The sequence below is a fragment of the Nannocystis bainbridge genome, from assembly GCF_028368995.1.
Taxonomy (GTDB): Bacteria; Myxococcota_A; Polyangia; order Nannocystales; family Nannocystaceae; genus Nannocystis; species Nannocystis bainbridge.
The window spans coordinates 445,681-462,213 of the sequence record NZ_JAQNDL010000003.1 but is presented as its reverse complement, the minus strand read 5'-3'; the positions used below and the strand labels follow the sequence as shown (position 1 = coordinate 462,213).

The following is a 16,533-nucleotide window of genomic DNA, read 5'->3' as shown; positions in this document are numbered from 1 at the left end:
TATACCGCAGCCGTTGGCGACCGAGGCGGCTATACTGGGGACGGCCCATGCCACGCCCGCGCGACAACTCCGGGTTGACCCTGGTGGTCTTCATGCTGCTGGCGTCGCTGCTGGTGCACCTGGTGCTGTGGCCGCTGGGCAACCAGCTCATCGAGCTCGGCTGGGACACGCCGCCGCTGCCGCGCTCGGAGGGGTGGATGGACGTGGCGCTGGTGCCCCCGGAGGAGGAGCCGCCGCCGGAGGCCGAGGCGCAGCCGCGCGAGCCGCCGAAGGGCCGCCTCATCAAGCAGGACCGGACGAGCAAGGAGAAGGCGCCCGACGACGCCAAGTACCTGTCGGAGTTCGACCAGTCGACCGACAAGGAGACGCGCGCGCCGAACGTGCGGCCGACGCCGGGCGGGCTGCCGATGCTGCCGGGCACCGCGCCCGACGCGGACAACTCGCCGAACAAGCGGCGTCCGCAGCAGGCGCCGAGCGTGCGCGAGGGGTTGCAGCCGGAGGGGCCGCAGGTCGATCCGGGCGCGCTGGGGCCGATGCCGCTGGCGCCAGGCGGTGCAGCGCCGGGCGGCAACCCGGGGCTGCGCGGCACGCCAGGGTCGATGGAGCGAGCGCTCGGCCAGGCCGGGACGATGGACTCGATCGACAAGAACGTGCCCGAGGGGGCCGACAACGTCCTCAACTCGCGCCGCTGGAAGTACGCGTCGTTCTTCAACCGGGTGCGCGACGCGGTGGCCGGCCACTGGGAGCCGGGCCCGCTGCACGAGCGCCGGGCGTCGGACAGCATGAAGGTCGGCACCAAGTCGTGGGTGACGTCGCTCTACATCCGCCTCAACCCCGACGGCTCGATCCACAAGATCTCGATCGACCGGCCGGCCGGGCTGGGTTACCTCGACGAGGAGGCGATCCGCGCGGTGCGGGCGGCGGCGCCGTTCGGCAACCCGCCGGCGCAGTTGATCGATCCGCGGACGGGGCTGATCGAGTTCGGGTTCGCCTTCGAGTTCGAGCAGAACGGCGGGCAGATCCAGCGCTACTTCCACTGAGTCAGTGGAACTCGAGGTCTTCGGGCGGGGCGCCGAGCAGGCGGCGGCGCAGCCACTCCTGGATGGTGACGCGATCGAAGTAGAGCCTGCGGCCGAGGCGGACGACGCCGGGGATCTGGTTGCGGAAGACGCGGTCGTAGACGGCTCGCCGCGAGCAGTGGAACCACACCGCGAGGTCGTCGGCGGTCAGGAGCGGGGATTCGCCCTCCAGCTTCGGGGGGCCGCTCGCGCGCAGCTTCCTCATGGCGGTCTCCTCCTGGGGACACGAATACCTGGCGCCCGCGCGGCCGGCAAGCGTCAGCGGCGCGTGAGCGCCTCGAAGCGGGCCCAGTCGGCGGAGGTGAAGATCGCTTCGACGCCGGGGCGCTGGCGCAGGCCCTCGAGCAGGAGGTCGGCGGTCTGCGACTCGAGCAGGGCCGCGGTGATCCACCGGCGCGCGCGGGTCGGGTCGCGCATGTGGATGCTGGCGTCGACGAGGCGGCGCAGCACGTACTTGCGCATGGGCGCGTCGTCCGACTCGGTGAGCAGCGGGAGCACGGCCTCGAGGTCGCGCAGGGCGTGGTCGTAGCGACCGGCGCGCTGCCAGGCGAAGCCGCGCAGGTACAGGGCGTTGCGATGGTGGCGGCGGGCGTCGGCGCTGGCGCGCTCGGGCAGCGTCACCGGCAGGTCGGCGAGGTCGGCGAGGTGATGACGGATCCGCGCCGGTCGCCACGTGTACTCGAGCCGGCTCGGGTCCACGAACAGGTCGTACAGCGCCGGCCCGAGCACGCGCTTGGCCGCGAGGATGAAGTTGTCGGGGTCGCGCATGAGCCGCTGGCGCAGGCGCGCGTGGAACGGGTGGTCCTCGGCGAGGCCGGCGAGGCTGGTGCGCAAGGCCGCGGCGGCGTCGTCGATGCGGCCGGTGCGGGCCAGCAGGTCGACGCGCCACAGCGCCTCGGGAGCGGCGGCCGGGGCAGTGGCGAGGCGCTCGAGCGCGGCGTCGATCTCGTCCTCGGCGATCAGCCGGGCGACCGCGCGCCACGGGTCGTCCGCGCTCGGGCTCGCCGGCAGGGTGCCGCGGCGCAGGCCGACCATCTCGATCGCGAACACCTGCAGGTCGGCGACGCTGCTCGGCTGGACGGGCCGGCTGAGGATCCGCAGGCGCAGCGGGCCGGGCGGCGGCGACTGCGGGCCCTGGCGCAGCACGACCCGCCGCGGCGCTTCGCCGTCGGTGGCGAGCTCGAGGTGGGCGGTGCCGAGGTCGGGGAAGTGATGAATGCCGACGCGGAAGCGCCGCGACCCGCCGGGGGGGAGCGAGAGGCCGTAGAAGCCGAGGTTGCCGTTGGCGCCGGTGACGGGGGTGACGTTCTGTTCGGGCCGCTCGCTGCGGCCGCGCGACTCGGCGCGCACGCCGAGGTAGATGTCGTCGCCGTCGACCGGGGTGACGGCGATGGTCAGGTGGCTGCCCCACTCGAGGTCACCGAGCGCACCGTCGACGGTGAGCGAGGTGGTGCCGCGGTCCCACTCGAGCGGGAACTCGGCGAGCACGCGATCGGCGGATGTCTGAAGGGACAGGCTGCCGTCGCCGGGGCTGCGGGCGAACGACAGCGGGTCGAACACGCGCCACGACGGATCGAGCGGGCGATCGAAGCGGAGCGCGAGCGTCGGGCGCTGGGCGGTGGCCCGGCGCAGGGCGTCGAGCTCGGCCTCGGCCTCGCGGCGGATCCGGAGGTCGAGGCCGGGCAGGGCGGCGCGGCGGACCGCGAGCTCGAGCGCGGCCGCGTAGTCGCCGAGGGCGCGCCGGCTGGCGATCGCGCCGGCCAGGGCGCGCGCGGCCAGGTCGGGGCTGGCGGCGGCGGCGAGGTAGTGCTCGGCGGCGAGGGCGTGCGCTTCGGCGGCGGCGTAGAGATCGGCTGCCCGAAGGAGCATGTCCTCATGGGCATGTTCCGAGAGGCGGGCGATGGCGGCCAGCTCGTCGGCGCTGCGGCGCGGCAGGCCGATGGCGGCCAGCTCCTCGGCGTGCTGCCAGGCGTCGACGAGCGCGGGGTCGGAGACGGCGCCGATCGGCCGGGCCTCGGGCTCGGGGCGGTCGATGGCGGGCAGCGGGGTGTCGCCGGCGCCGAGGATGACGAGGTTGTCGCCGTCGCCGGGCAAGACGACCAGGAGCTCGTGAGCGGGGTCGGCGTCGAAGTCGGCGGCGGCGCGCACGTGCACGCCGGCGAGCCGCAGCGGCGCCTGCAAGGCCTCGCCGTCGCCGCGGTGGATCGCCAGGTCGTGCGCGCTCTCGGCCACGAGGTCGTCGACGCCGTCGCCGTCGAGGTCGACGACGCGCAGCCAGCGAGGCCCGGAGCGCGGCTCGGCGCCCTCGGGCAGCGCGAAGTGCTGGCGCGTGGCCAGCGTGTCGCCGTCGAGCGCGAGCACGTAGAGGCCCTCGGGTTCGCCGTACGGGGCGGCCTCGGAGAAGCGGCCGGGGTTGGGGTAGTCGTCGCGCTTGGTGGCGGCGATCCGCAGCTCGCCGCCGGCCCGCAGCAGCACCGCCGACTCGACGAAGCCGAGGCTGCGGCGGGCCAGCATGCGCAGGCGGCCGTCGTCGCCGGCCTGCAACACGCGGACGTCGTAGGCCGACCACGGGCCGGCGACGACCACGAGCTCGGCCCGGCCGTCGCCGTCGAGGTCGCCGGCGAGCACGGCGTTGATGTCGGAGATGGCGGCGTCAGTCGAGGGGTGGGCGGGCCGGGTCTGCCACGCGCCTTGAGGATCCAGAGCGGTCTGCCGCAGCTTGCGGGCGTACGGGCCGCTGCCGGTGTAGAGCTCGGCCCGGCCGTCACCGTCGAGGTCGGCGACGGCGGCCCCGAGGACCGCGCTGTCGAGCCACTCGTGAAGTTTCGGGCCGGCGTGCGCGGGGTGGACGGCGTAGCGGACGAAGGCGTCGCCGATGCCGCCAGGGTTCTCGAACCCGAGCAGCAGCAGTGGTTCGCCGCCGAGCGCGGGCGGCAAGATGCGTGCGGCGGCGGCGAGGCCGGGGGCCGGCACCTCGGCCACGCGCGTGAGGCTCGGGTCGGCGCGCAGCACCACCACCGACTCGCGCTGGTCGGCGTGGGTGGCCAGCTCGAGGCGGCCGTCGCCGTCGAAGTCGCCGACGGTGAACTCGGGGTCGACCCCGCGGCGCTGGCCGATCGCGGTGCGGGCGATGAATGTCCCCGAGGACATGTTCTCAAGGACATGTCCGTAAGACCTCCTCGGATCGTCGCCCGGCAGGCGGTCGAGGGCGGCGCGGGCGGCCGGCAGGTCGCGGCGGTCGAGGGCGGCGGCCAGGCGCAGGCCGGCGAGCTGGGGGTCGCCGGCGAGCTCGGGGGCGCGGGCGTCGAGGGCGGCCACGGCGGCGGCCGCGGCGGTGAAGTTGCGGCTGTCGGCGAGGCGCAGGGCGAGCAGGCGCAGGGCGGCGGCCTGGTCCTCGCGGGTGCGCGCGGCGATGTAGGCGCCGGCGTGGGCGTCGATGGCGGCGGCGGGGTCGGTCTGGGCCTCGCCCCACTCGCGGTAGGCGCGGGCCAGGGCCGCGGTGCCGCGGTTGTCGGGCAGGGCGGCGAAGGCGGCGAACAGGCGGGCGGCCTCGTCGGGCTTGCGGGCGACGGTGAGGGCGGTGAGCTGGCCGCGCAGCACGTCGAGGCGGGCCTCGGCGCGGCGCTCGTCGGTGGCGCGGACCAGCGCGCGGGTGGCCGCGACGCCGCCGAGCACGACGATCACGGTGGCGGCCACGGCGACGGCGATCTGCAGCAGCCGCTGACGGGTGCGCCGGCGCTCGGCCTCGGGATCGCGGCCGAGCAGCTCGAGCAGCTCGGCCATGCCGGCGTGGCGGCGCGCGGGATCCTTGGCCAGGCCGCGCACGAGCACGGCGTGCAGCCACTGCGGCACGCGCGGGTCGGGCGCGGCCGGCGGCGGCTCGGCGTGCAGCACGTGCTCGGCGAGGACCTCGAGGGTGTCGCCGGTGAACGGGCGCCGGCCGTACAGCGCCTCGTAGAGGGTGACGCAGAACGCGAACTGGTCGCTGGCGGCGGTGGCCGGCTCGCGTCGCAGCTGCTCCGGCGCCATGTAAGCGGGGGTGCCGATCAGCGCGCCGCTGCCGGCGAGGGTCGCCAGGGCCTCGGCGGTGATCAGCGGTGACGTGGTCTTCGGGACATGTCCCGAAGAACCTGTCCTTCCGCGCCGGGTGGCGAGCCCGAAGTCGGCGACGCGGACGCGGCCGTCGGCGCCGACGAGCACGTTGCTCGGCTTGAAGTCGCGGTGGACCAGGCCGCCGTCGTGGGCGGCGCGCAGGCCCTCGCCGGCCTGGCGCAGAGCGGCGACGATCTCGCGCCAGCTGCGGGGCGCCTGCGCCAGCCAGCGGTGGAGGTCGACGCCGTCGACGTACTCCATGGCGATGAAGACGGCGCCGCGGAACTCGCCGGCCTCGTGGACGGCGACGACGTTGGGGTGGGTGAGGCGGGCCAGCGCCTGGGCCTCGCGCAGCAGCTGGGCGCGGCCGAACGAGGGGTCGTCGTGGCCGCTGGTCTGGACCAACTTGAGCGCGACGCGGCGGTCGAGCTCCTCGTCGTAGCCGGCGTAGACGACCCCCATCGCGCCGCGGCCGACCTCGCGCAGGACCACGAAGCGACCGATCCGCGGCGGACCGGCGGCGTCGCGCTCGCCCGGCGCGGGGGCGTCCCACTGCGGCTTGGCGCTGGCGATCGTGGCGAGCGGGTCGTGGACCGGCGGGGCCGGCCTGGCGCTGGCGACGGTGGCGAGCGGGTCGTGGACCGGCGGGGCTGGCCTGGCGCTGGCGACGGTGGCGAGCGGGTCCCTGGCCGAAAGCGCGGGCGGGGCCGTGGTCGCGTCCAGCTCCGAGGCGCCGGCGCGGGGCGCTTGGGTGTCTCCGGGGCCGGCCACGTCGGGCCGCAGGCTACCACGCCGGCCGCCGCGGCCCCACGCGCGGATTCGGGCCGCGCGGTCCGGTGCTATGTCGCAGAGGACATGTCGGAAGGGACATGTCCCGAAGGCTTGTCGCCGGACAGCGCCAGCTGGCCGCAGGCGGCGCCGATGTCGTCGCCGCGCGGGGTGCGGACGTAGGCGCGCAGGCCGGCGGCGCGGCACAGGTCGAGGAAGCGGCGCACACGGGCGGCGCTGGGTCGGCCGTAGGGGGCGTGCGGATGGGGGTTGAAGGGGATCAGGTTGATCTGGCAGCGGATGTCGCCGACCAGCGCGGCCAGCCGGCGGACGTCGTCGTCGCTGTCGTTGACGCCGGCCAGCAGGACGTACTCGAAGGTCACGTAGCGGCGACGGTGCGGGGGGACCGAGCGGACCGCGGCCAGCAGGGCGGCGATGTTCCAGCGGGTGTTGATCGGCATGACCTCGTCGCGCACCGCGTCGGTGGTGGCGTTGAGGCTGATCGCCAGGCCGACCTCCTTGGCCAGCGGGTCGCCGGCGAACCGCTCGATCGCCGGGACCAGGCCCGAGGAGGAGATCGTGATCCGGCGCGCCGCCAGGCCGGCGCCGTCAGGGTCGGTCAGCAGCTCGATGGCTCGCCGCACCTGGTTGTAGTTGTGCAGCGGCTCGCCCATGCCCATGAAGACGATGTTGGTGATCCGCGGCGCGTACTCGCCCCCGTCCCGGGCCAGCAGGTCCTGGGCCTGGTAGACCTGGTCGACGATCTCCCAGGTGGCGAGGTTGCGCTGGAAGCCGAGGCTGGCGGTGGCGCAGAACCGGCACGTCAGCGCGCAGCCGACCTGCGACGAGACGCACTGGGTGTAGCCGCGCTCGTCGTTGGGGATCAGCACGCTCTCGATCGACTGGCCGTCGACGGTGACGAGCCGCAGCTTGCGGGTGCCGTCGCGGGCGTGCAGCACGGTGCCGACGTCGAGCCGGCGCAGGCTGGCCTGGGCGGCCAGGCGGGCCCGATCGGCGGCTGGCACGTCGGACATGGCCGAAAAGTCAGGTGCGCGCCGACCGTGCAGCCAGCGGAACAGCTGGCCGACGCGGTGGCGCGGGGCGCCCTCGAGGTGCCCCGAGAGCCAGGCGGCGAGGCCGTCGCGATCGAGGTCGCGCAGGTTCGGCGGGCCATCCTTGGGGAGGCCGCGCGCGGGACCGCGGATGGCGACGAGCTGGCTCATGGGACAGGTGATGCGAGGGCGCCCGGGCGGCTCACAGGCCGGCGAGCTCGAGGCCGCTGAAGAAGAAGCCGATCTCGTAGGCGGCGGTGTCGGGCGCGTCGGAGCCGTGGGTGGCGTTGCGCTCGATGCTGGTGCCGAAGCGGCCGCGGAGGGTCTCCTTGCCGGCCTTGGTGGCGTCGGTCGGGCCCATCAGGCCGCGCCACTTGGCGATGGCGTCCTCGCCCTCGAGGACCATGGCGACCACCGGACCCTCGGTCATGAAGGTGACGAGGCTGCGGAAGAACGGGCGGGCCGAGTGGACCGCGTAGAAGCCCTCGGCCTGGGCGGTGGAGAGGCGAATGGCCTTGATGGCGACGAGGCGCAGGCCGGACTCCTGAAGCGCGGCGAGGATCCCGCCCTGGTGACCGGCGGCGACGGCGTCTGGCTTGATGATGGCGAAGGTGCGTTGCATGCGATTCGTGGCGCGCAGGCTAGCAGAGGCGCGCGGGGCGTAAAGAGGCGGGCGCGTGACGGGGCGCAATTATCGCCTGTGCGCCGCGTCGCTGGGCTCGCGGGCGGCGATTGCTGCGCGCAAGAGTGCGGTCACAGTGTCCGGTCGATGCGCTGGGCGCCACTTTTGGGGCTGTGGATCGGGCTGGTGCCGGCGGCGGCCGCCGCGGAGCCGCGGTGCCCGGGCTGGCGCGAAGGACAGGCGATGGGCTGCCTGCGCGGCTACCTGCGCGTCGACCCGGCGGCGTTCGTGCTGGCGGACTATCGCCCGGGCGCGGCGATCGGCGGGTCGATCGGGGTGTTCCGGGCCAGCGGCGGGTTCGCTGTCGCGTTCGGCGGCCGCGCCGGCTACGAGATGGTCGACCGCCGGACCACCGGGTTCGACCGCACGCTGCACCTGGCGCCGGAGCTGCGGCTCGGCGCGGTCAACCGCCGGGCGTTCGGCTACATGCTGCTGCGCGGCGGCTACAGCCACCGGTTCGCGACCGGACGGGCGCGCGTCGAGGTCGGCGCGGCCGATGCGTATCACTACGGGCTCGGCGTCGGCATCTGGGGCCGGGTCGGCAAGCGGTTCCTCATCGGAGCCGAGGGGGCGATCGACATGGTGCAGTTCAAGGGCAGAGGCGTGGCCGAGACGCTGACCCTGTCGCTGACGCTCGGGTCGTGGCTGTGAGCGAGGACGCGTCGAGCTCGCGTCGAGGATGTTTTAAGGGACATGTCGAAAGGGACATGTAACATGAGGAAGCAAGAGCATGCGCGTCGTCCGAATGCCGAGCCTCGTCCACGGGGCGTGGAGGAGCTTCGTCCCCCGGTGAGAGACGCTCATCGGTGAGGGCGCGGGTCTCATGCAGTCGGTGATGAATGCCTCTGCTGCTGCCGAAGAAGAGGATGGGATGCGGTGACCTCCACTCGCGGCCCGAGGCAGTGGCTCGCGCCCGGAGACAGAGGTCGCTGCCCGAGGCGGCCTCGACGACCGGCAAGGCCGACGCAAGCCGCCCAGGCGCACAGGTCGAGGAGGCGAGGCGACCGGGCGACAGGATGACGCCGACGCAGAAATGCGTGACATCGCGCGCCTGGCCGGGCTAGGCTCCAAACGGCATGCGTCCCCTCGTCCTCGCCGCTGTCCTCGCGCTCGGCTGCGGCGCCGACAACTCGCCGGGGTTCTCGACGGGCCCGGGCGTCACTTCGGTGGCGCATACCTCGAGCAGCTCGGACATGATGATGACTTCGACTTCGACGTCCACCAGCGGCAGCTCGGAGGACAGCAGCGCGGCGAGCGGCTCGGGCGCGGCGTCGACGTTCGACATGCAACTGCCGCCGGACCTCGGCGATCCGACACCCGCGGGCTGCAAGGGCAAGATCGACTTCGTGTTCGCGATCTCGGCGCTGCACACGATGGTGACCGAGCAGGAACAGCTCATCGCCAGCCTGCCCGGCTTCATGGAGACCATAGCGAACGACTTCGCCGACTTCGATCCGCACGTCATCTCGATCAACGCCGACAAGATGTGGCGCGGCCAGCAGTGCGAGTCGCCTGATTTCTGTTTGAACATGGGCAACTGCGGTGAGTACGCCCCCGACTACGAGTGCGGGAAGTACGTCGATCAAGTTTGGACGTGCGACAAGACCCGGGGCGCAGGGCTCGTGTTCAACGCGGGCGCCTACGCGTACAACAAGCCTTGTGACCTGTACGGTGGGAACCGCTATATCATCGCGGAGGAGCCGGACCCGATCGAGGCGTTCAAGTGCATCGCGCAGGTGGGCACGTTCGGCGACGATTCACCGCTCGCCGATTCGCTGGTCGCGGCGCTTACGCCCGACATGAACGGGCCCGAGGGCTGCAACGCCGGCTTTCTGCGGCCCGACGCGCTCCTGGTGTTCGTGCTCATCAAGGACAACGAGGATGACGAATCGACCTTGAGTGCGAAGAAGGTCCGGGATGCCGTCATGGCGGCGAAGGGGGGCGACGAAGACGCCGTCGTCGCGCTGGCGATCGTCCCGCAGTTGCTTGTGGGCGACCCGGTCATGGGCTGCACCTACAATGATCCTCCGGGTCCCCAGCACTTGATCGAGGTAATCGAGCAGTTCCCCTACCACGACGATGGCGACGTATGCGCGGAGAACTACGCGCCGTTCTTCAACGGCGCCGCCGCGAGCCTCGTGCACGAGGCGTGCAACAGCTTCATACCGCAGTGAAGCCGCCGTCCTCGGTCGCCGCGATGCCGTGCACCGAGGCACGGATGCTTCCGCTGCTGCCGAAGAAGAGGATGGGATGCGGTGACCTCCACTCGCGGCCCGGGGCAGTGGCTCGCGCCCGGAGACAGAGGTCGCTGCCCGAGGCGGCCTCGACGACCGGCGGAAGCTGTTCAGGCGCACCGGTTCCGGAGGCGAGGCTGATGGCCACCAGAGCGGTGCGGACGCAGAAATGCGTGACATCGCGCGCCTGGCCGAGCTAGGCTCTGAACGGCATGCGTCCCCTCGTCCTCGCCGCTGTCCTCGCGCTCGGCTGCGGCGCCGACAACTCGCCGGGGTTCTCGACGGGCCCGGGCGTCACTTCGGTGGCGCATACCTCGAGCAGCTCGGACACGACGATGAGTTCGACCTCGACGTCCACCAGCGGCAGCTCGGAGGACAGCAGCGCGGCGAGCGACTCGGGCGCAGCGTCGACGTTCGACATGCAACTGCCGCCGGACCTCGGCGATCCGACACCCGCGGGCTGCAAGGGCAAGATCGACTTCGTGTTCGCGATCTCGGCGCTGCACACGATGGTGACCGAGCAGGAACAGCTCATCGCCAGCCTGCCCGGTTTCATGGAGACCATAGCGAACGACTTCGCCGACTTCGATCCGCACGTCATCTCGATCAACGCCGACAAGATGTGGCGCGGCCAGCAATGCGAATCGCCGGATTTCTGTTTGAACATGGGCAACTGCGGTGAGTACGCCCCCGACTACGAGTGCGGGAAGTACGTCGATCAAGTTTGGACGTGCGACAAGACCCGGGGCGCAGGGCTCGTGTTCAACGCAGGCGCCTACGCGTACAACAAGCCTTGTGACCTGTACGGTGGCAACCGCTACATCATCGCGGGGGAGCCGGACCCGATCGAGGCGTTCAAGTGCATCGCGCAGGTGGGTACATGGGGGGCCGATCCGCCGCTGGCCGACTCGCTGGTCGCGGCGCTCTCGCCCGAGCTCAACGGGCCCGACGGCTGTAACGCCGGCTTTCTGCGGCCCGACGCGCTCCTGGTGTTCGTGTTCATCATGGATCGCGAGGACGACCAATCGATCCTGAGCGCGAAGAAAGTCCGCGATGCCGTGGTGGCAGCAAAGGGCGGCGACGAGGATGCGATCGTCGCCCTCGCCATCGTGCCGCAGTTGCTTGTGGGTGAGCCGGTTCCGGGCTGCACCTACAACGACCCCCCCGGCCCGATGCACCTGACGGACGTGATCGAACAGTTCCCCTATCACGATGACGGCGACTGCTGCGCAGAGCAGTACGCGACGTTTTTCAACGGCGCCGCCGCGAGCCTCGTCCAAGAGGCGTGCAACAGTTTCATACCGCAGTGAGCGGCGCTTATCGGTGGATCCGTGCGGCTCGTGCCTGCCGCACGCCGCCGATGGTTCGTTCGCCGACCAGGTACACCTGTTCGTAGGCGTCCAGGGCGAGCCCATTCGCCGCGGAGGGCTCAGTTCCGGGGAACCAGTGATCGAAGTTGAGGCCGGGTGCCCCGCGACCGTAGAGGATGCCGCGGAGTCCGTCGCCGTCGTGCACGGCGCCGGTGGCAAGGACGGCTCCGTGGACGCTCCACGCGACGCCGGTCCCATACGCGACGGTCGCGATCCATTCACTCTTGTGGTAAATGCGCGCGCCGCTGGCGTCGAACGCCTGGACCGTGATTCGCTGGTCGATGCCATCGATGGTGCTCTCGTTGCCAGTGACGATGACACCGTCGGGATGGTGACTTGCGGCGAGGAACATGCTGTGACGCCACAACGTCACGGGCGCGGCGACAAACCCGGGTCCGAGCTGCGCGCCGGTTTCCACGTCCAGGCGCACGACGAAGCCACGGGTCAGTTTTATTTTGAGCTCATCGTGGTCACCAGTGCTCGCGCCGACCACCCAGGCGACACCATCTGTAACGACGACGTCGAAGGCCATGTCGTCGAACGTGTGCTGGAAGGCCTTGTTGCCCATGGGCCAGTAGTCCCACCGCTTCGCCGTCGCGGTCGCCACGTCCTCGCCGGTCATCCGCCAGTGCGCGACGTCGATGTCTCCGAAACCCGATGCGCCGAAGCCTACCGCGAAGAACCCGCCGTCCTCGGTCGCCGCGATGCCACGCACCGAGGGTCCGGGTTCGGTCGGTGCTTCGACGCCCGTCGCGTGGCCTTCGGCGTCGAGCAGGACGATCCGCGGCTGCCACTTTTTATTGTTGGGGTCGGCGACGTTCATCGCCACCCACATCCACCCGTCGGCCCGCACCGCGATCGCGTCCGCCGAGCCTTCGCGGGCGTCGAGCACGATCGTGCCCTCGGGCCACGGCTCGCCGCCGTTCTTGGCGGAGCGCTTGCGGATCGCCGGCTTCATCACGCCTTCGACCTCCGAGGCGCCGACCTCGAGCAGATCGCCCTCGGGGGTGACCGCCGCCCGCCGCGTCGTCGAGGCCGGCGGGGCGAGCACCGCCCACGCCTGCGTGCCCGGCTCCGGCGTCGAGACCGAGAGCGACAGCGGCGGCCAGGTGGCGAGCAGCGGCCCGTGGGTCGCCGTCACCTCGACCACGTGATCACCTTCGTCGACCGAGCCGAAGATCGGCACCGCGCCGAGCCACACGCCGCCGCCCTGATCCACGAACGGCGCCAGCTCGAGCCCGTCGAGCGTGGCCCGGACCGCAGTCGCGCGCTCGGCGGTCACCTGCACCGCGACCGGCCCGGCCATGTGGACCGCGTCGGGCATGTCGACCGCGAGGATCTGCGGCGGCAGCAGTTCGGCGTCGTCGGCGGTGGTCGGGCCGGCCTCGCTCGCGCTCGCGTCGCTCGTGCCGCTGTCCGCCGCGCCCATGGTCGCGCCCGTCGTCGTCGACGGCGCGGTCGTGTCCGCGGGGAGGTGCGTCGTCGATTCGGTGGTGGTGCTGCCTGTCCCTTCGGACAGATTCGCGGCGGCCGTCAGCGCGGCGTACGACGGAGCGTCCGCGGTGCAGCCGGCGAGCGTGACGAGGGCGAGGACAAGGGAGAGGCAGAGGCGGAGGACCATCGAGAGCTCCCGGCGGGCGCTTCAGAAGGTATATACGAGCCCAGCGCCGCTGGCGCGAACTCGCGCGCGTGAGGCGGCGCGCTGCGGAGCGAGGGCCACTGCAAGGCCTGTAAGCAGGCTTACACCTCCGGCGATGCCAAGCACCAACGCCGCCGTCCCGAGCCGTTCGTAGCGACGGTTCGCCGCGGCGCCGAGCTCGAGCTCTTGCAGGGTCGGGCTGCGATCTTCGGCGACCCAGGCGGCGTTGAGCTCGGCGATGGAAACGTCGGCGCGGCGTCGACCGGCCAGGCTGGCGAAGGCGCCGCACGCCAGTGCCACGCCGACGACCGCGAGGGCGGAGCCGGCGGCGAGCTTCGCGATGGGTCGGCGGGGCGGCGGAGCGTCAGCCGTCTCGGTGAGCGGCGCAGGGCCTTCGGGTACTGCTTTTATTTCGTTGCTCACACTCGCAGGTGCCACGCAGGGCGCGGTCGGGTGACTCGTGAGACCAGCTCGCGCCTCGTCGCGGAACTTGGTGGCCGACTCGACGACCGCGGAGGCCAGCTCCGGGCGGCCGAGCACCACCTCCGCGTCGTGCAGCAGGGCGCAAAGATGTAGACCGCGCTGCGTTCCATCGGTGCGCTGGTAGGCGACGCGGCGGGCTCCGCTCGCGAGCATGAGCAGCTCGATCACGTCGACGGCGTCCGCCCCGGCGAGCCTGGCCTCGGCGAGCTCGGCCACCGCGACGGCGCGCTCGACCGGCGCCGGCGCCGTCGTGAGCGACGGATCGGCGGCGTTCAGGTGGTCCCACAGGGCGACGTTGTCGGCGTCCGGCGGGATGAGCGGCGCGCCGGGAGGAGCCGCGAGAGCGGGGCCGGCGAGCACGAGGGACAGCGCGGCGCGGAGCGACATGGCCTCGTTGTCGCCGACCTCGGCGCGCGTGTCCATGCTGGCCTCGCGGTGCGGTTGACCTGTTCGACCGCGTCACGCCACGCTCACGGGGATGCCGCCCTCACCTCGCTCGCCTGCTCGCGTCGATCTCGCCGGCTGCGTGTTGGGCGATCGCTTCCGGCTCGAAGCTCGCATCTACGACAACGAGACGGCGAGCATGTATCGCGCGCACGACCTGCGAGGCGGCGGGACGATCGCGGTGAAGGTGCTCCACCCCGAGCTCGACGCGGCCAGCGAGGAGAGGTTCTATCGTGAGGGCAGGATCCTCGCCAGGCTGAGGCACCCGCACATCGCCGAGTTCATCGACTGCGACAAGACCCCGCACGGTTATTACATCGCCACGGCCTTCATCGACGGCGCGCCGCTCGACCAGTGGTGCGGCGCGGCGAAGCGGCTCATGCCGGTGGAGGTGTGGCGGATCGGGGTCCAGATCGCGGAGGCGCTCATGCAAGCGCACGCGGCCGGCGTGATCCACCGCGACGTCAAGGCGTCGAACATCATGTGGTCGGGACAGGACGCGAAGCTCGTCGACTTCGGGCTCGCCAAGGTCACGCCGGAGGCGACGCTCGAGCTGAAGCCGCCCCGGCATCCGACCGCCGTCGGGATCCCGCTCGGGACGGAGGGCTACAGGCCGCCGGAGGCCGGGGACACGATCGACGCGCGGACCGACGTGTTCGGCCTGGGTCGCACGCTCTATCGATTGTTGGCGCGGCGCCCGGCGACCGATTGGCCGCAGGGGCTGGAGGACACGCCCGTGCCCTTGCAGCGCGTCGTGCTCGCGGCCGGCGATCCCGAGGTGGAGCGGCGGCCGGCGACGATGGCCGAGCTGCGTGAGCGGCTGGTGGTCGCGGGCGCCCACGTGTGGCCGCAGCGCGCGGCGGACCCGACGCTGCGGCCGGCGCTGCATGTGTGGCCGGTGCCCGCGGACAAGGGCCCGGCGCCGACACCCGAGCCGATGTGCTCCGAGGCGACGAGCGGCGATCCGTGCAGCGCGACCGTCACGCCGCAGCTGTTCGAGCGTCGCCTCGAGCTCCGGCTCCGCCTCGCCGAGACGCGCAACGGTCAGACCTGGCGCGCGTACCACCACGTGCTCGACTGCGAGGTCATCGTCAAGATCGGCCCGCGGACGGAGGCCAAGCCGCGCGCCTCGAAGATCTGCCGCGAGGCGACGGCGCTGCAGAAGCTGTCGCACCCGGCGTTCGTCCGCATTCACGACTGCGATCACTGCGAAGATGGTGCGTGGTACCTCGTCGAGGAGTACATCCCGGGCGCAACCCTGGCGGAGCGGCTCGCGCGGGGCCGGCTCGATGCGCTCGCGGCGGTCGAGACCGTCGCTGAGATCGCCGAGGCGCTGAGCGAGGCCCACAGCCGGGGCATCATCCACGGCGACGTCCACCCGGGCAACTTCATCCTCGAGCAAGGGACCACGCCGCGGGTCCGCGTGATCGATCTGAGCGACTGTCGCCTCCTCGATCACTTCTTCGCCGCCTCCGATCAGCGCTACGCCGAGGCGCCGCCGCACCGCGGCGACACGGGCCCCAACTTCGGGCAACCCGATTGGGTCGCGCCCGAGATCTTGCGCGGCATCAAACACACGCGCCTGAGCGACGTGTACTCCCTGGGCCTCATCCTGTACTCGCTCGTGACCGGCGAGCGCAACGGCGGCGCGCGGGTCCACAAGATCATCGACGCCGGCCCCCGCGAAGCGCTCGACGATCGACTTCGCGAAGTGTTGCTCGAAGCGGCGCCGGAGCTGGCCGAGAGCGAGCTCCTGGAGCAGCTCGCGGAGGTCCTGGCGCCCGAGCCCGAGCGGCGCACGGTGACGATGGCGCACTTCGGGCAGATGCTTCGCAGCACCGCGGCGTCGATCCAGGAGCTCCGCGCTCCCAGCTCGGTCGCCTCGCGCGCGGCGGCTCCGGCATCACCGGCGGCCCCATCCCAGGCAGCCGCGATGCAAGCGGCTTCGCTGCCGGCGTCGCCGAGCCCGGCGCCCGCCTTCGGTCCTGCGGTGTGGTGGAGGCTCGCGGGTGGGGGCGTGATCGGAGCTGTGCTCGCGTCGTTGTTGTCCGCGCTCACGGGCCCGGAAGCACCGCCCGAATCATCGCAGCGGAGCGAGCCGGCACGAGCCGAGCCGACGCAGATCGAGGCGAAGAACGAGCCGATCTCGCTGGAGGCGACGACGAGCGAGACGACGCGGGTCGAGCCGTCGCAGGGACCGCCGAGCGAGCCGCCGCAGGTCGGCGTCGACCCCGTCCCGGTTCGTCCGTCGCGGCGCGCGGTGAAGCCCGGTTCGGAGCCGGTGACGCGTGCGGTGAAAGCCGGAATGGCGACGGCAGCGACCGTGACGACCGCGGAGGCGACGACCGCGACGCTCGGGGCCCTCGCGGCGCTTCGCGCGTGTGTCGGTGCTCCGCCGGTGATCGCCGCGGATGTGTCGATCACGCGGGGTCGCGGCGTCGTCGGCAGCCTGAACCTCGAGCCCGTGCCGATCGACGCGTCGGCCTCGTCGTGGCAGGGATGCGTGCGCGACGAGCTGGAGTCGGTGCGCTATCCGGTGAGCGACGAGACCTCGCGCGTGCGGCTGCGGCTCAAACTCCGCTGACCCCGCGCTCTGGCGGCCCGCTTCAATGGAGCCCGGCGCTTCACTCGCTCCTCGGCAATCGGAACATGTCTCCCAGAGCATGCGCGAAAGTTTATGTCCAAAGAGG

At 72.2% G+C, this 16,533-nt stretch carries 12 protein-coding genes; 5 read left to right on the top strand and 7 right to left on the bottom strand.

Going from position 1 to position 16,533, the window contains the following annotated elements:
* Positions 1–47 precede the first annotated feature (47 nt).
* The gene (locus POL25_RS27225) at positions 48–1,040 is read left to right on the top strand and encodes a TonB family protein (protein WP_272089133.1); all 993 of its coding nucleotides are present in this window, start codon (positions 48–50) and stop codon (positions 1,038–1,040) included.
* Between the two features lies 1 nt (position 1,041).
* On the opposite strand, the gene POL25_RS27220 is transcribed toward POL25_RS27225, so the two are convergent.
* From POL25_RS27220 to ndk, 4 genes are all read right to left on the bottom strand, one after another.
* On the bottom strand, positions 1,042–1,284 hold the full coding sequence (locus POL25_RS27220; RefSeq protein ID WP_272089132.1) for a helix-turn-helix domain-containing protein: 243 nt from the start codon (positions 1,282–1,284) through the stop codon (positions 1,042–1,044).
* Between the two features lie 53 nt (positions 1,285–1,337).
* Complete coding sequence (locus POL25_RS27215) at positions 1,338–5,942, bottom strand: serine/threonine-protein kinase (protein WP_272089131.1); 4,605 nt, start codon at positions 5,940–5,942, stop codon at positions 1,338–1,340.
* Positions 5,943–6,010: 68 nt separating this feature from the next.
* Positions 6,011–7,162: a dual-specificity RNA methyltransferase RlmN gene (gene rlmN / locus POL25_RS27210; RefSeq protein ID WP_272089130.1), complete on the bottom strand. Its 1,152-nt coding sequence runs from the start codon at positions 7,160–7,162 to the stop codon at positions 6,011–6,013.
* 31 nt (positions 7,163–7,193) lie between these two features.
* Positions 7,194–7,613, bottom strand: coding sequence for a nucleoside-diphosphate kinase (gene ndk, locus POL25_RS27205; protein WP_272089129.1), 420 nt, complete (start codon positions 7,611–7,613; stop codon positions 7,194–7,196).
* 147 nt (positions 7,614–7,760) lie between these two features.
* Here ndk and POL25_RS27200 point away from each other — a divergent pair, with 147 nt between their 5' ends.
* On the top strand, positions 7,761–8,324 hold the full coding sequence (locus tag POL25_RS27200; RefSeq protein WP_272089128.1) for a hypothetical protein: 564 nt from the start codon (positions 7,761–7,763) through the stop codon (positions 8,322–8,324).
* Positions 8,325–8,749: 425 nt separating this feature from the next.
* Entirely contained in the window at positions 8,750–9,847 is a 1,098-nt protein-coding gene (locus tag POL25_RS27195) for a hypothetical protein (RefSeq protein WP_272089127.1), read from the top strand.
* A gap of 256 nt (positions 9,848–10,103) precedes the next feature.
* Here POL25_RS27195 and POL25_RS27190 read toward each other — a convergent pair whose 3' ends face one another.
* Positions 10,104–10,328 carry a hypothetical protein gene (locus tag POL25_RS27190; protein WP_272089126.1) on the bottom strand — a complete coding sequence of 75 codons (225 nt, stop codon included), beginning with the start codon at positions 10,326–10,328 and terminating at the stop codon, positions 10,104–10,106.
* Here POL25_RS27190 and POL25_RS27185 point away from each other — a divergent pair.
* Positions 10,327–11,217: a hypothetical protein gene (locus POL25_RS27185; protein ID WP_272089125.1), complete on the top strand. Its 891-nt coding sequence runs from the start codon at positions 10,327–10,329 to the stop codon at positions 11,215–11,217. The two genes, POL25_RS27190 and POL25_RS27185, sit on opposite strands and share 2 nt — an antisense overlap.
* A 7-nt stretch (positions 11,218–11,224) precedes the next feature.
* On the opposite strand, the gene POL25_RS27180 is transcribed toward POL25_RS27185, so the two are convergent.
* Together POL25_RS27180 and POL25_RS27175 are read right to left on the bottom strand one after the other, a co-directional pair.
* Positions 11,225–12,898: a hypothetical protein gene (locus tag POL25_RS27180; protein WP_272089124.1), complete on the bottom strand. Its 1,674-nt coding sequence runs from the start codon at positions 12,896–12,898 to the stop codon at positions 11,225–11,227.
* A 21-nt stretch (positions 12,899–12,919) separates the two neighbouring features.
* Positions 12,920–13,822, bottom strand: a complete 903-nt coding sequence (locus tag POL25_RS27175) for a hypothetical protein (protein WP_272089123.1) — start codon at positions 13,820–13,822, stop codon at positions 12,920–12,922.
* A 55-nt stretch (positions 13,823–13,877) separates the two neighbouring features.
* Here POL25_RS27175 and POL25_RS27170 point away from each other — a divergent pair, with 55 nt between their 5' ends.
* Positions 13,878–16,427, top strand: coding sequence for a serine/threonine-protein kinase (locus POL25_RS27170; protein WP_272089122.1), 2,550 nt, complete (start codon positions 13,878–13,880; stop codon positions 16,425–16,427).
* Positions 16,428–16,533 lie beyond the last annotated feature (106 nt).

Bases quoted from the DNA above. Each gene is read 5' to 3' on its own strand.
- POL25_RS27225 (WP_272089133.1), top strand. From the start codon at position 48: ATGCCACGCCCGCGCGACAACTCCGGGTTGACCCTGGTGGTCTTCATG.
- POL25_RS27220 (WP_272089132.1), bottom strand. From the start codon at position 1,284: ATGAGGAAGCTGCGCGCGAGCGGCCCCCCGAAGCTGGAGGGCGAATCC.
- rlmN (WP_272089130.1), bottom strand. From the start codon at position 7,162: ATGAGCCAGCTCGTCGCCATCCGCGGTCCCGCGCGCGGCCTCCCCAAG.
- ndk (WP_272089129.1), bottom strand. From the start codon at position 7,613: ATGCAACGCACCTTCGCCATCATCAAGCCAGACGCCGTCGCCGCCGGT.
- POL25_RS27200 (WP_272089128.1), top strand. From the start codon at position 7,761: ATGCGCTGGGCGCCACTTTTGGGGCTGTGGATCGGGCTGGTGCCGGCG.
- POL25_RS27195 (WP_272089127.1), top strand. From the start codon at position 8,750: ATGCGTCCCCTCGTCCTCGCCGCTGTCCTCGCGCTCGGCTGCGGCGCC.
- POL25_RS27185 (WP_272089125.1), top strand. From the start codon at position 10,327: ATGCAACTGCCGCCGGACCTCGGCGATCCGACACCCGCGGGCTGCAAG.
- POL25_RS27190 (WP_272089126.1), bottom strand. From the start codon at position 10,328: ATGTCGAACGTCGACGCTGCGCCCGAGTCGCTCGCCGCGCTGCTGTCC.
- POL25_RS27180 (WP_272089124.1), bottom strand. From the start codon at position 12,898: ATGGTCCTCCGCCTCTGCCTCTCCCTTGTCCTCGCCCTCGTCACGCTC.
- POL25_RS27175 (WP_272089123.1), bottom strand. From the start codon at position 13,822: ATGGACACGCGCGCCGAGGTCGGCGACAACGAGGCCATGTCGCTCCGC.
- POL25_RS27170 (WP_272089122.1), top strand. From the start codon at position 13,878: ATGCCGCCCTCACCTCGCTCGCCTGCTCGCGTCGATCTCGCCGGCTGC.